At 61.8% G+C, this 15,002-nt stretch carries 10 protein-coding genes; 4 read left to right on the forward strand and 6 right to left on the reverse strand.

From position 1 onward, the window contains the following. Positions 1 to 4: 4 nt before the first annotated feature. From DPV74_RS14015 to DPV74_RS14040, 6 genes are all read right to left on the reverse strand, one after another. Positions 5 to 3,679: a polysaccharide pyruvyl transferase family protein gene (locus DPV74_RS14015; protein ID WP_240439975.1), complete on the reverse strand. Its 3,675-nt coding sequence runs from the start codon at positions 3,677 to 3,679 to the stop codon at positions 5 to 7. Next, the gene (locus tag DPV74_RS14020) at positions 3,679 to 4,986 is read right to left on the reverse strand and encodes an ABC transporter ATP-binding protein (RefSeq protein WP_059695960.1); all 1,308 of its coding nucleotides are present in this window, start codon (positions 4,984 to 4,986) and stop codon (positions 3,679 to 3,681) included. The genes DPV74_RS14015 and DPV74_RS14020 overlap by 1 nt, the downstream gene beginning before the upstream one ends. 132 nt (positions 4,987 to 5,118) lie before the next feature. Then, positions 5,119 to 6,357, reverse strand: a complete 1,239-nt coding sequence (locus DPV74_RS14025; protein ID WP_119337412.1) for a glycosyltransferase family 4 protein — start codon at positions 6,355 to 6,357, stop codon at positions 5,119 to 5,121. A gap of 1 nt (position 6,358) precedes the next feature. After that, positions 6,359 to 6,967, reverse strand: coding sequence for a DapH/DapD/GlmU-related protein (locus DPV74_RS14030; RefSeq protein ID WP_027788186.1), 609 nt, complete (start codon positions 6,965 to 6,967; stop codon positions 6,359 to 6,361). A gap of 116 nt (positions 6,968 to 7,083) precedes the next feature. Next, on the reverse strand, positions 7,084 to 8,511 hold the full coding sequence (locus tag DPV74_RS14035; RefSeq protein WP_059695955.1) for a mannose-1-phosphate guanylyltransferase/mannose-6-phosphate isomerase: 1,428 nt from the start codon (positions 8,509 to 8,511) through the stop codon (positions 7,084 to 7,086). Positions 8,512 to 8,628: 117 nt separating this feature from the next. Next, positions 8,629 to 9,456, reverse strand: a complete 828-nt coding sequence (locus tag DPV74_RS14040) for an ABC transporter permease (RefSeq protein WP_162923032.1) — start codon at positions 9,454 to 9,456, stop codon at positions 8,629 to 8,631. A 746-nt stretch (positions 9,457 to 10,202) separates the two neighbouring features. On the opposite strand from DPV74_RS14040, the gene DPV74_RS14045 reads away from it, so the two are divergent. Genes DPV74_RS14045 through DPV74_RS14060 form a run of 4 tightly spaced genes read left to right on the forward strand, consistent with a single transcriptional unit; the run spans position 10,203 to position 14,934 of the window. Beyond that, complete coding sequence (locus tag DPV74_RS14045; protein WP_027788183.1) at positions 10,203 to 11,057, forward strand: glycosyltransferase family 2 protein; 855 nt, start codon at positions 10,203 to 10,205, stop codon at positions 11,055 to 11,057. Beyond that, a complete protein-coding gene (locus tag DPV74_RS14050) occupies positions 11,054 to 12,016 on the forward strand; it encodes an SDR family oxidoreductase (protein WP_060311398.1) in 963 nt (320 codons plus the stop codon). Before DPV74_RS14045 ends, DPV74_RS14050 begins: the two co-directional genes overlap by 4 nt. A 5-nt stretch (positions 12,017 to 12,021) precedes the next feature. Next, positions 12,022 to 13,038 carry a glycosyltransferase family 4 protein gene (locus DPV74_RS14055; RefSeq protein WP_175756224.1) on the forward strand — a complete coding sequence of 339 codons (1,017 nt, stop codon included), beginning with the start codon at positions 12,022 to 12,024 and terminating at the stop codon, positions 13,036 to 13,038. 12 nt (positions 13,039 to 13,050) lie between these two features. Next, positions 13,051 to 14,934 carry a nucleoside-diphosphate sugar epimerase/dehydratase gene (locus DPV74_RS14060; protein WP_027788180.1) on the forward strand — a complete coding sequence of 628 codons (1,884 nt, stop codon included), beginning with the start codon at positions 13,051 to 13,053 and terminating at the stop codon, positions 14,932 to 14,934. The last annotated feature ends 68 nt before the right edge of the window (positions 14,935 to 15,002 follow it).

The following is a 15,002-nucleotide window of genomic DNA, read 5'->3' on the forward strand; positions in this document are numbered from 1 at the left end:
CGAATCAATCGATGTAGTCCAGATAGAAATGCGAGTAATCGCGCCACTTCTCCTTGAAGTAGTTCGCGTTGCGAAGGAATAGCTTGCGATAGGCCTCGCTGCCGCTGTCGGCGCCGGTCGTTTGATGGGGCTGATGGCGGATTCCGGACAAATCCCGGTAAGTGACCTTCATTCCGAGTGCCTTGACCTGGAAGCACAGGTCCGTATCTTCAAAGCAGGTCGGGTCATAGAAGGTATCGAATCCTTGCGTCGCATCGAACGTGCGCCGACGCATGAAGAAGCCGCTGGTGCCGAGGAAGCCGATGTCGGCACGATAGCCGTCGCGGATTGCCGCCGCGTTCATCGCCCGATTCGGACAATAGTCGGCGATCATGCCGCCGAGATCGGTGCGCGTGGCGTCGAACCAGCCTGCATTCCATCCGATGACGCCGACGCTCGCGTCGTTTTCCAGGACGTGCAGCGCTTCCTCGAAACCCGACGCGCCCACAAACCACTGATCGCTGTCGAAGAAGACGATGTACTTGCCCGTGCTGTGCTGAACGCCGAGATTACGTCCCGACGAGCAGCCATTCTCCGGGTTGCGGACCAGCCTGACGTTGGGAAATTCGCGCTCGACGAGCTCTGCACCACCATCGGAACTTGCGTTGTCGACGACAATCACTTCCGCTATGTACGGCGCAGCATGCTGGAGCAGGGTCTGCAGGCAGCGTGCGATGATGCCCGCGTTGTTGTGAATCAGGATAACGACGCTGACGTCGTGCCGGGGCTGCGGCGGGCACAGCTGCTCGACGCGGCCGAGCCAACTGTTGCCCGCAACGAAGATGTCGTCGTTTTGTATGACGGGTTCTGCCGCAGCGAGTGCGCCGCATTGCGCCGCGAACGACGCAAGGTCCGTGCGAACGTGTAACAGCGGGGTGGCTGTCACGCCAAGTTCCATCGAACACACGACCGGCTTGCGCTGAAGCAGCGCTGCATAAATACCTGCGGTGGAGTCGGCGCTGCGCAGGCTCCGCGCGCCAAGCGGGAAGAACATGAAATCCGCATGGGCGATGTAGGCCGGCACTTCGCTCGTGTGCCGCATGCCAAGCATGACGACGTTATCCGGCAGGCCCGGCGTCAGTTGCCCGTCGGCGATCACGCAGAACGTGACGTTGACGTTGCGCTCCGCGGTTTCCTTGAGCCACTGGTAATCCACCGAGTCGAGTCCGTCGACCGAGTAGAACAGTGCGACGCTGCGGCGCTTGGACGGCATGTCGCCCGGACGGTTGTACTGCTTGTAGACGTCGAAGACCGTATGAACCGCGGCACCGGGCAGCAGCTCGATTTTTTCCCGGGCACGCTGCGGGATGGTGTCTGCAAGTGCCGGCATGCCGACGGTGCATCGATCGGCATCGACGGCGATCGACTCGAGGATGCGCATGGCCTGGCCATCGTGGCTCCAGTCCTGTGCGACGTCGAGGATTGTTTCGAGCCCGCGATTGCGCGCGAACTCGAAAAAGGGTGTGACCCGGGAGTCGGGCACGCCGATGATCAATTTCGCGCTTTCCGATACCTGACCGAAAATGTCCTCGATCTTCGTCGGATCGATATATTCGTGAATCAATCCGGGAATGCGGGGCGTGAGCGGCGCGGGTGTCGATCCCGTATCCGGAGGCGCGACCAGATAGACAACGCGATGGCCCGCGGCGAGCGCCGTCGTGGTCAGTTGTGCGTAGCGATGCCCGGAACCAGCCCAGTCGTACGCGTGAGCGGCGATGACGATGATTTCTTCGCGTTGCAGCTTGGCTGCTGCGCGGAACGAGAGGCGTTGATCTTCCGCAGTCGGACTGCCGCTTGCCACTTCGATGGCGGCCTGCTGGATCTGCTGCTGTGCTTGCTGATACCGGTAATGGCGTCGTGCAGCAGACACGAGCGCGCGTACGCCGCCATTGCGCAGAATATAGGCGGCACGGCTCATGTAGGTGAGAGGGGCGGACATGTACCGGCGAAAAAGCATAGAGGATCCCGAAGTGGAGTGAATTGCGGCTGCGGCCACATTGGGTTGCGGGGGTGCTTCGGACTCGGCGTGACCCTGCTCGAATTGCCGGATCGTTGCCTTGAGGCTTGAAATTTTATCAGCTTGTTCCTCCGCCGCTTTTCGAGCGGAGTCCTTGAGCGTCGTCGTTTGCGCGGCATGCACTTGTGACGCGTGCTTGACGAACGCTTCCGCCGCGAGCAGTTTATGGTTCGCCAGTTCCAATCGGTTCTGAAGCTCGGCGACCTGTTCTTCCTGTTGCGCAAGCTGTGCGTCGCGGAAATGCAGCAAATCCACTGTTTTCCCGAGTTCCGTCTCAAGCTGGCCGACCCGTGCGTCTTTCTCGGCGAGTTGTGAATCGCGGTAGCGCAGCAGGTCGAGCGCCTTCTCGCTCATGCGAGCGGCGCCATTCTTTTGCCAGACGAGCTGCTCGAGCCATGTGCTCATCCAATCCAGCTGCTGGCTGCTCCAGCGGCGCGGGGTTCCGCCCGACGCGGAGCGAACGGCCGCAAAAGCGTGGTCCAGGACGGTTGAATGTACGCACGCCGAAGCGTTTAGCGCATCGAGCTTTTCCTGCGCGATGATCCAGGGTGCGCCATCCGGGTGTGTCAGCCTGCGCACCGCGGCAGTGAAGTCTGCTGCGTCGTCGTTCAGTTGAAGGCGCAGCGACGCCGGAAGGCCCGCCATATCGTGCGCACGCGCCATCTTGACGTCATATTCCAGTGCCGCGACCGGGATCGATTTTCCGAGTGCGAGGATGCTTCCGTGCAGGCGCATCGAGAACGCGGCGTCGCACTCGCCGATAACCGCGAATGCCTCGTCGGGCGTGATCCCGTCAATGATGACGCTTTCGATATGGGGCGACACCGCGAGCTTGAGGTGCTCGAGAAAGGATCGATCGGTGAGACGCTCGTGGTCGCCGACGCTCCATTGAAAGCCGAGCCACACGATCGACCAGCTGTCGTCCAGCGCTTCATTCAACGCGGAGACGAGTTTTTCTTCCCAGTTCCGGTTGAACTCCCACGATCGGGCAATGACCGCCAGCTTCTTCTTTGTCCCCAACGGGGCGAGCTTGCCGGAAACGTCGACTTCGGCGGGCGGGCGGCTGACGAATGCCCAGCCCGGATCGGCGCCGACGGGAATGTCCCGACTTACGCCGATATCGTGCAGAAGCGCCTCGGAGTCCGTATCGCGCAGCGAAACGTGATCCACATGCGTGAACACGTCGCGCGTGATGTCGCGGCTGTCCGGGTTGACCAGCGGTCCGACGCCGTGTGCCCAGATGACCGTGCGGACCCCGAACTGCCGAGCCATGTAAAAAATCCGCGCATAGCCCGCGATATCGTTTTGGGTCGGGTCGTAAAGTGCCTCGACGTTGAACGGATGATGATCCTGAAAGATGCCGCCACCGCCGAATACCAGCAGATCGGCGTCAGACAGTGCGCGGCCGACGGCACCGAGATTGAAATAGTCGACGGCGGCGATGCCGTGGGCATGCGTCGTATATTCGGGGTTGATGCTCAGTGCGACGAGCTCGCCGCCGCGCTCCCGAACCTGGCGAGCGAGCAGGCCCAGCAACAATTCGTCGCCGACGTTGGGTGCGCCGTAATAGCCGACCGCGACGACCTTGATGCTGCGCGCTTGCATGGTGTCGTTCTCCGTCATCATTCGAACTCGAATACCGGACACGGCGCGAGCCACCCCGATCCACTGTTGTTTTCCGGAAGCACGTCGATGTGGCCGCCATAGGGCAGGCGCGCGTGCCGCTTGTATTCGCCGGAGGCGATATCGCCGACGCCGACCGCCAGCACATAGCGGTTGCCGGAGAAGCTCGCGCGCATCTTCCAGGTGAACTGGTACGTTCCGGCGGACAGGGGCGGCAGCGCAATATTCATGTGCTGGGTGGTCGCGCTCCACAGCACGATATCGTCGATGCTTTTGATCTGAAGTCCGAAGCAAGGCTTCGGGTTCGGCTCGGACACGCTGATCGATACGACGACGCGGAACGCTTCATTGAACGAGAAGGTCGTGCGTTCCTTGCCGTTCGCATCCTCGATCTTCACGTCGAGAATCGACGTCCGGTCCGACATGGCCGTCATGGCATCGCTTACCGCCGAGCTGGCGGGGGAATCGGTGTCGGTGTGCTGTGTCGGCACCTCGATGTCGATCGCGCTCCCGCCTTCTTCGTCGACGAGGTCGTTCGCATAGAGCTTGACCACGTCGCGGCACGGGCCGTCCTTTACCAGCCGGCCCCGCTTCAGGTAGATGGCCCGGTCGCAGTACTCGACGAGGGTGTTGGTGGAGTGTGTTACCAGCAGGATCGTGACGCCTTCCTTCTGCATCTTCCGGATCCGCGTCAGGCATTTGGTCTGAAACGCGGTATCGCCGACCGCAAGTGCCTCGTCGACCACCAGGATATCGGGGGAGACGTGAATGGCTACCGCGAATGCGAGCCGGACGTACATGCCCGACGAGTAGGTCTTGACGGGCTGGTCGATGAATTCGCCGATGTCGGCGAACGCTTCGATTTCGTGAAAACGCGCGCGGATTTCTTCCGACGTGATGCCCATGATCCGTGCAGACAGCATCACGTTCTCGCGGCCGCTGAATTCCGGATTGAACCCGGCGCCGAGTTCCAGCAGTGCGGAGATCCGGCCGTTGACCGTGACCGAGCCGTCGCTCGGCGACAGCGTGCCGGCAATGATTTGCAGCAACGTCGACTTTCCGGAACCGTTTCTGCCAATGATTCCGATGGTCTCGCCCCGCCGGACGGGGAAAGAGACGTCGTGCAGCGCCCAGAAATCGCGACCGTATTGCCGGGAATTGCTCCCAGGGAGCTTGATGCGAGTCGCGAGCGAGTGCCGCAGCCGGTCCGCCGGTTTGTCGTAGATACGGAAGCACTTGGAAAGGTGCTCGACGTTGACGAGCAGCTGTTCCGTTTGGCTTGTAGGTTCAGGCTCGCGAGTTTGCATGAGAGGGAGCGAGTTAGCTTTCACGTGTTCAGCGCAGGCGGAAAAAAGACGATCGCACAGTAGGCTCAGGGGTCGGATGCTGACTTGCCTCGCGGCCACCACGGTGGCACGGCGAGGTCAGCATTCGTTCGGTTACCGCGAATGCATCAGCCTATTGTAGAGGTCCCGTTTGGTGCGAACGCACGCATCGAGATCATACTTGTCCTTCAGGAGCTGACGGGCGTTCGTGGACAGCGTCGCCAGCATCTCGCGATTCTGGGCGAGCTCGATGATCGAGTCGGCAAATTCAGCCGCCGTATCGCAAATGACGATATCCCGACGGTTGACGGCGCCCAGCCCCTCGCAGCCCTTTGCCGTGCTGAGAACGGGAATGCCGTTGCTCATCGCTTCCAGAATCTTGACGCGCACGCCGCCGCCTGAAAGCAGGGGAACAAACAGTAGATGTGCATCCGCCAGAATCGGGTCGAGCGACGGCACGAAGCCGTGAACGAAGATGTGTCGTCCGTCGTGCAGCGCCTTGAGATCGTCCGGCGGGTTGCCTCCAGTGAAATGGAGCTTGATGTTGTGCGTCTCGAGCTTGTCGCGTACCAGTGGGAGAATGTCGCGGACAAACCACGCAACGCCTTCCGCATTCGGATACCACCAGAAGCCACCCATCCAGAGCAGGTTGACCTCGTTGGTCGGCTTCGCTCGGTAGTCGGTGTCCTTGATCGGGAAGCACAGCGGCAAATAGTGCTTCTCCACGGGCGCCTTCACGCGCTCCATGTCTTCGCGTGAAATGAACGTCATGGCGTCGAAGCGCCAGACGTTGTCGATTTCGACGCGTCGGGCGTTGCGGCGGCTGATCTCGGCGATGCGCGCGACCGCTGCTTTTTTCCAGCCTGTCAGCTGCGCGGGAATCCAGAACGGGAAGAGATCGGATTCGATGTTGTGACTGACCAGGACGGCCGGCAACGCCGGGAAGAACTTGCGGAAAAAGGCCAGATGACTGCTGTGCACCTCAAGCATGTCGATCTTCTTTTCCTTGACGATCCTGCGGGCACTGCGAATTGACGCAGGGCTGAAGTAGCTCGCATCCATGAACGGAAGGCCATGGAAGCAGTGGACCAGTGAATGCCATGCTCGTCCGGGCGTACCCATGTCGGCAGGCATGGCAGCCCGCGGCTCCACGTGGACCGATTTGAAATGTCGTTCATATAGCGAACGATTTTCCTCGATCTTCTTTTTTTCCTCGTCTCCACCGATGGTGAACAGATGGAAATCATACTCGTCGACCAGCGGCGCGAGCGTATTCATCACGTAGATCGGGCCCCCCGCGCTGGCAGGAAGCGGCGGGGACAGCGTAAAAACGAGGATGCTCTTTTTCTGCATATTAGCCACGGGATTCGTCAAACACGTCGGTGTCGAAGAAAGGAGAAAAGTCGGTCAGATAGGCAATGTCGGGATTGCGTTGACCGATGATTTTTGCGGGCACACCACCGACCACGGTGAAATCCGGGACGTCCTTCGTGACGACCGCGCCGGCCGCGACGACTGCGCCTTTGCCGATCGTCACGCCTGGCAGGATAATGGCGCGCGCGCCCAGCCATGCGTGGTCGTGGATGGTCACGACGCCGCCGATCGACATGAAACCCGGGTGGTTGTGATCGTGATGCAGGCTGAGAAGGCAGCACTGGAACGAGATGTTGACGTTGTTTCCGATCTCGATGCCCGTGCGACCGTCCAGGTAGATCTCACGATTGAGCACGCAGTTGTCGCCGATGCGCACGTTGCAGCGTGTGTGGTACCCGGTGAAGAACTGCCGCATGCTGACGTGCGTTCGTTGGCCGATGACGATACCCAGCACGCGTCGATAGTAGAAGTTGCGGACTCTTTCAATCGGCATGCGCGCAATGAAGTTGTTGCCGATGTAGTACTTGAGCGCGGCCAGAAAAAAATACGTCGACGACGCTAGCAGGCGGGCCTTGATCCTGCTTTTCATGCGGCCTCGGAAGCTTGCATTGGTCATGATGTGAGGGAGCGGTTGATCAGACGGTTGCTGTCGTCGCGCGCCGGAAAGGACGACGACTGCAACCGCCTTTGCGCGATGGCAGAAGGCTAGCTTCGACCGTAGTTGTCGTCGAAGCGGACGATGTCGTCTTCGCCGAGGTAGTCGCCGCTCTGGACTTCGATCATCACGAGGTCGACGACGCCCGGATTGGTCAGACGGTGCTTGTGTCCGGCCGGGATATAGGTCGATTCATTGGTGCGCAGGTAAAACTCCTCGTCGTTGTTGACGACGAGGGCCATGCCGCTCACCACGATCCAGTGTTCGCTGCGATGATGATGCAACTGCAGGCTGAGGCTTGCGCCCGGTTTGACCTCGATTCGCTTGATCTTGAAGCGGGTGCTTTCTTCGAGAACCGTATACATGCCCCACGGACGGCCTACCGTTCGATGTACCCGGAAGGTTTCGTGGCCTTGCGACTTGAGGGCCGCGTAGACGTGCCGAACGTCTTGCGCGCGATTGCGATCGGCAATGAGGAGTGCGTCGGGGGTGTCGACGACCAGGAGGTCCTTGACGCCTACGGCGCCGACCAGCCGGTTGTCGCTACGGATGTAGCAATTGCTGACATCGTGGAGCAGCGCTTCGCCGTCCACACGATTGCCGTGGTCGTCCGGTTTCAACAGGTCGCCGAGCGCATTCCACGAACCGATATCGCTCCAGCCGATATCGCAGCGCACGACCTCAACCTTGTCGGAGCGCTCCATCAGCGCGTAGTCGATCGAAATATCGGGCGTGCGATTCAGCAGGTCACCGTTCAGTTCGACCAATGAAACGCCGCCGCCTTCCGACTGACGAGACTGCGCGATGCATGCACGCGTGGCTTCGAGCACGTCGGGGCAATGTTTTGCCATTTCCGCCAGCAGGAATGCGGCGGTAAAGCAGAACATGCCGGAGTTCCACAGGAACGATCCCGACTCGACGTATTGCCTGGCCACGTCCACCGTCGGCTTTTCCACGAATCGCTTGACCCGCGTGCCGTCTGCCTCGATGTATCCGTATGCGGTTTCCGCAAACGTCGGCGTGATGCCGAAGGTGACCAGCGCACCCTTGAGCGCCAAGGCGGCAGCTTCCTGGACGGCGGTCGCGAAGGCGGCATCGTCTGTCACGAGGTGGTCCGCGGGAAGCACCAGCAGGATTGCATTTTCGCCGAGCGTTGCGGCAACACGCAGCGCGGCGGCTGCGATCGCGACGGCCGTATTGCGGCCGAACGGCTCGAGGATGAACGACGTCGACAGATGCCCGGTATTGACGGTGCTGAATTCGTCGCTTGTCTTGAAGTACAACTCGCGGTTCGTGACGGTCACGACTTCGGTGACGCCCGGAAGCTGGGCGCCACGCTTGAATGCCTTTTGCAGCAGGCTCTCGCCATCTTCGAGGCGGATGAACGGCTTCGGATGGGATTCGCGCGAAACGGGCCACAGGCGAGAGCCTGCGCCGCCACACAGGATGGTGGGAACTATTTGGGGCTGCGTCGACATGTGCAGAATATCTCCGGTGATTGCTCTATCGCGTCATGATCCGATCGGTCGGCGATCTATCCGCGTGCCCGGCCACTGCCACTGATGCAAGGCGGCAGGCGAGCGCGCTGGCATGGATTACAGGACGTCTGCGAATCCCTTTCGGGTCCGCTGGAACCACCAGAATCCGAACCACGCGAGAAGCAGCGATGCGATCATGCAGGTTAGCCAGTTCGTCCAGTCGGGGGGGTGCCCGAAGATCAGCGTGTTGCGTCCCTCTTCGATGATGAACGTAAGGGGGTTGAGTTCGATCCAGGACCGATACTGTGGCGGCAGATTCGACACGGGGTAGAAAACCGGCGACAGGAACATCAGCACTGACGTGATGACACCGGTAATCTGCGAAATGTCTCGAATGTAGACGCCCAAAGCCGACAGAAACCATGCGAGCCCCAGTGAGCCGACGATCAGCGGCAGCATGACGACGGGGAACAGGATGGCGGTCCAGGGCAGCGAGTGGATAAGGATGCACTCGGCGATGATCAGGACCAGCAGGCTGATCGCGCTGTGGAACAGCGCTGACGCGAGCGCGACCACCGGCAGTATCTCGAGCGGGAAAATAACCTTCTTGACGTAGTTGACGTTTGCAAGGATCAACGTCGGCGCCCGGTTGATGCACTCTGCCAGCAGGCTGTGGAGGATCAGGCCGACGAACAGGACGATCGCGAAGCTTGCCTTGTCGTCGCTCGTGGTACCCCACCGCGACTTGAAGATGACGGAGAAGAAGAAGGTGTAGACGACGAGCATCAGCACGGGATTGAAGAACGACCACGCAAGACCCATTGCTGACCCGCGATAGCGCCCGACGACCTCGCGTTGAGTCATTTGCAGAATCAGTCCGCGATTACGGTAAATGCTACGGGCGATCGCTATCGGCGATGCCGGGTGCTTCGAGTTCGGATTCATCAAGTTGCGTGTCGTTGCATTCGGATCGGTGATGGAGCCCCCAACCCCTCGCCCACGTGGCGCAGCCATTGTTGCGGGGTGTCGTGAGTCTGAAAAAGGCGGCAATCCAGTTGGCCGCGACGTTTCAATGTGCTCCCGACTTCAATCCTGAGCGATCGGGCAAACAAGGTGCCATCGCCCGCAACGTATTCTAATGCAGGCCATCCGTCCAGCCCTGGACTGAAGCGCTCTCTGCCTTGATTGGCGGCGCTTGGTGACGCTGGGTTGAGACCGGACCGGTACCGACTGACGACGGCTCGCCCATGGAAACCAAGCATGATCGCCGGAATGCCGATGACGCGCAATAGATGTTAATGTTTTCACATCTTTTAACAACTAGGCGTCCGGCGGGGGATTGACATGCTCAGGCCTCCTGGTGTTTATGAGATACGGCATTCGGCGCCGCGAGAGAGGCGCGTCCTGGAAGGGGCGCGTATCTCGTGCTGGAACCCGTCCGGCCGTGGCTCGCCCTGGTCGCCGATCAGGGCCGAACGCGTTGGGCCGGCACGGATCGAGGGCAGCGGCATTGCACGGCGTCCCGGGACGGGCGCGTCCGGCAAGGGTGCGAGCAGTTAGAATTGCACCCGTATCGCGAGCACGCGGCAGGCATTCCCTGCACGCCTGACAAATGAGTAAGCCCGCTGTCTCCCAGACGGGCCAGCCAACCCATCGCGCTTGCTGCAGTCAAGCGCTTAGCCGAATTCCGGATGAATGTCATAAGCGCCCCACAACGTCAGTCCGATGACGTCGATGGTCTCTCCATTTCCCTGGTCGTATACCGCCCCGATATCGCGCAACTGCGGCAGACGCTCGACAGTCTCGGCGCAGCGTGCGAGAACCTGCGGGTGGTTTCACCTGAATACCCCGTCGAGCTGTTCCTGGTCGACAACGGCGGACTCTGCGACATTTCGGGGGCGGTCGACCGGCTCAGCGCGCAAGGCGTGGCATGCCGAATATTGACGGGGCATGGCAACGTCGGTTATGGGCGTGGCCACAATCTTGCGATCGAGCATTCCAGCGGGTCGTTGCACTTGATCCTGAATCCGGATATCGATCTGGATCCGCAGGCATTGGTGTTGGCCCGTACGTTTTTCAAATCGCACGCCGATACGGGCTTGATCGCTCCCTGGGTCGGGGACGGAGCAGGCGGGTTTCAGTATCTCTGTCGCCGGTTTCCGTCGATCGTCGACCTGCTGGTTCGCGGCTTCTTGCCAACCTGGGCCAGACGGCCGTTCCGGAAGCGACTTGCCCGCTATGAAATGCGCGATACCATCGACGGCATGTCCGTCGTCTGGGATCCCCCAATCATCAGCGGTTGTTTCATGCTGTTTCGAACGAACGTGCTGAAGACGCTAGGGGGCTTTGACCCTCGTTATTTCCTGTATTTCGAGGACTATGACTTGAGCTTGCGCACCCACAATGTCGCGCGTGTCGCCTATGTCCCGTCCATCCGCGTGATTCACCACGGCGGAGGCGCCTCGCGCAAGGGCTTCGCGCACATTCGGATGTTCGCAGTGTCCGCGCTGAAGTTCTATAGCCGGTTCGGCTGGAGGTTGTGGTGAGCCGCATTGTCGTAACCGGTGCGAACGGTTTCGTCGGCCACGCTGTGTGCCGACTTGCGCTGGCGGCGGGGCATACCGTCACGGCGCTGGTGCGCCGGCCGGGTGGGTGTATCGAGGGCGTGCGAGAGTGGGTGCACGACGCACCTGACTTCGAGGGAGTCGCTGGTGCGTGGCCCGATGATTTGCAGGCCGATTGCGTGATCCATCTGGCCGCGCGGGTACACGTGATGCACGACAAATCCTCCGATCCGGACGCCGCCTTCGATGCGACCAACGTAGCGGGCACGTTGCGGGTTGCCGATGCCGCGCGCATGCATGGTGTGCGCCGGTTCGTCTTCGCGAGCAGCATCAAGGTAGTCGGCGAGGGCGACGCGGGCGTACCGCTCGCGGAGGATACCGTCCCGGACCCGCAGGATGCATATGGGCGCTCGAAGCTGCGTGCCGAGCAGCAGTTGGCACGGCTCGGTGAGGCCGGTCTCGAAGTCGTCGTCGTCCGTCCGCCGCTCGTCTACGGGCCGGGGGTACGCGCCAATTTCCTCCGGATGATGGATGCCGTATTCCGCGGTGCGCCATTGCCCTTGGCCGCGATTCCTGCTCGTCGCAGCGTTGTCTATGTCGACAACCTTGCCGATGCCCTGCTGCACTGCGCAATCGATCCGCGTGCGGCGGGCGAGTGCTTCCACGTCGCTGACGACGATGCGCCCTCGGTTGCCGGATTGCTGCGGATGGTCGGTGACGCGCTCGGCAAGCCGGCAAGGCTGTTCCCGGTGCCGGCAGGTGCGTTGCGCGCGCTCGGTCGGCTGACCGGTCGAAGCGCTGTCGTCGATCGCCTGACGGGCAGCCTGCAGCTCGACACTGGGCGCTTGAGGCGGGTACTGAATTGGCATCCGCCCTATACGACGCGGCAGGGCCTCGAGGCAACGGCCGCATGGTATCGTTCGCGCCACTTACAGAAATAGGCAACATGCACTTCACGATTAACACGTGGTTTGCCGCGGTAGCAGTGGCAACGGGCGCGGCCGTCGCCACGACGACGATCCTGCGCGTGCTGCTCGCCACCGGACTGGCGTGGCGACTTGCCACCGACATCCCAAATGAGCGCTCGCTGCATACGCGCCCGACGCCGCGCGTCGGTGGCTGGGGCATCGTGCCGGTCTGCGTTGTCGCATTGCTGTGGCTCGCGCCACAGATGTGGTTCATCGCCGTGGCGGCGGCGGGGCTGGCGGCCTTGTCGCAGCTCGACGATCGGCGCGGGCTACCCGCTCGTGTGCGGTTTGCGGCGCATTTGACCGCGGTCGTGGCGCTGATCGTCATCTACCCGGCCGCCGCCCCATGGTGGCTGCTCGTGGGGATTGGTTTCGTGATGGTCTGGCTGACCAATCTCTACAATTTCATGGACGGAGCGGACGGCCTCGCCGGCGGCATGGCGCTGTTCGGCTTCGGAGCCTACGCCGTTGCGGCACTGTCCGGCGCGCAACCGTCCCCGGATCTCGTCGTCGCGGGCGGGGCGATCGCGGGGGCCGCGTTCGGCTTTTTGCTGCTGAACTTCCATCCGGCGCGACTGTTTCTTGGCGACGCAGGTTCGATCCCTCTCGGATTCATGGCCGGCGCGCTCGGCTATTGGGGCTGGCACGGTGGCATTTGGCCGGTCTGGTTTCCGGCGGCGGTGTTCGCTCCGTTTATTGCCGATGCATCTGTAACGCTTCTGAGACGTTTGTTACGCGGAGAAAAGTTCTGGCAAGCGCACCGGGAGCACTATTATCAGAGGATGGTGCGTTCCGGCATGAGTCACGAGCGTACTGCCGTTTATTGGTACCTCATCATGCTCCTGGGCATCGTCGTCGCTTTCTGGGCGCTCGGTCGTCCTGTCCTGCTGCAATGGTTGGTGTTCCTGGCGTGGTATGGCGTGCTGATGTGTATCGGCGTGGCGATCGACATGCGCTGGCGCCGGCTGCGGACGGTCATTGATAACAATTCGTGAGGTCTCTCGCCGATGTTGCGATCCAAAGCATCATGGCTGTCACTCAGTGCTTTCCTGTTCGATCTGCTGGCGGTTGTCGTCGCGTGGTTGTTCGCCTATCTCGTTCGCTTCAACGGTAGCGTTCCGCCCGATTTCCTGAGGGGCTCGCTGACTGCGCTCGCCTGGGTGCTTCCCGTCTATGCGCTGACGTTCCACCTGTTCGGCCTGTATCGCGGACTGTGGGTGTTCGCGAGCCTGCCGGACCTGGTGCGGATTTCGAAGGCGCTTGCGGGCGGCGGCGTGATTGTGATGATCGGTGCCGTGATGTTCCAGCCGTCGCCGATCATCCCGCGTTCCGTGCTGCTGGTCTCCCCGCTGATGCTGTTCCTGATGATGGGCGGCGCTCGTGCGCTGTATCGCGCGATGAAGGAGTTTTACCTGTACGGCGGCCTCGTCGGGCAGGGCAAGCCGGTGCTCGTGATCGGCGCGGGCACGGCAGGCGCGAACCTGGCACGCGAATTGTCGCGCTCGGGCGAATGGCGTCTCGTCGGCCTGCTGGATGACGACAAGACGAAGCAGGGCCGCGAAATCTACGGCTACAAGGTGCTCGGCTCGCTCGACGACGTCGCGCACTGGACCGAGGCACTGAAGATCGAATACGCGATCGTGGCGATTCCGTCCGCGTCGGTCGAGGTGCAGCGCCGGACGGCGACCCTCTGCGTGCGCGCCGGCTTGAAAGTGATGGTGCTGCCGTCGCTGACCGCACTGATGCCGGGGCAGGGCTTCCTGTCCCAGATCCGCGAGATCGACCTCGAGGATCTGCTCGGCCGCGACGCCGTGACGATCGACACGCCGCACGTCGAGGCGCTGCTTCGCGGTCGTGTCGTGATGGTGACGGGCGCTGGCGGCTCGATCGGTTCCGAGCTGTGCCGGCAGATCCTGCGTTTCGCGCCAGCGCAACTCGTCGCGTTCGACCTGTCCGAGTACGCGATGTACCGCCTGACCGAGGAACTGCGCGAGCGCTTCCCCGATCAGCCGGTCGTGCCGATCATCGGCGACGCGAAGGATTCCCTGCTGCTCGATCAGGTGATGTCCCGCCACGTACCGCATATCGTGTTCCATGCGGCGGCCTACAAGCACGTGCCGCTGATGGAGGAGCACAACGCATGGCAGGCGCTGCGCAACAACGTGCTCGGCACGTATCGCGTGGCCCGTGCGGCGATCCGCCACGACGTGCGTCACTTCGTGCTGATCTCGACCGACAAGGCGGTCAATCCGACCAACGTGATGGGCGCGAGCAAGCGCCTCGCGGAAATGGCCTGCCAGGCGTTGCAGCAGACGAGCGGGCGCACTCAATTCGAAACCGTGCGTTTCGGCAACGTGCTGGGCAGCGCGGGCAGCGTGATTCCGAAGTTCCAGCAGCAGATCGCGAAGGGCGGCCCGGTGACGGTCACGCATCCGGAGATCACGCGTTTCTTCATGACGATCCCGGAGGCGTCGCAACTCGTGCTGCAGGCGTCGAGCATGGGGCACGGGGGAGAGATCTTCATTCTCGACATGGGCGAGCCGGTGAAGATCGTCGATCTCGCATGCGACCTGATCCGCCTGTACGGTTTCTCGGAAGATCAGATCCAGATCGAGTTCACCGGGCTGCGGCCCGGCGAGAAGCTCTACGAGGAGCTGCTCGCGGACGACGAGGCGACGACGCGCACCCCGCATCCGAAACTGCGGATCGCGCGTGCGCGGGAAGTACCGGACAATTTCCTCGACGAGCTGCTGCCGTGGCTGATGCAGCATCGTGTCCTGCCCGATGACGAAGTGCGGCGAGACCTGCGGCGCTGGGTGCCGGAATACCAAACGGCCGTTACCCCGACGCTGCAGAGCGTGCCGTCGGTGCGCGTCGTATCGAACGGGTAACTTGGCCGGGCGGCGGTTCGAACCGCATGGCAATGACGAAAAAAAACGCCCCGCGGGGCGTTTTTTTT

Origin of the sequence: Burkholderia sp. HAN2018 (genome assembly GCF_024704855.1) — a bacterium.
Taxonomy (GTDB): domain Bacteria; phylum Pseudomonadota; class Gammaproteobacteria; order Burkholderiales; family Burkholderiaceae; genus Burkholderia; species Burkholderia cepacia.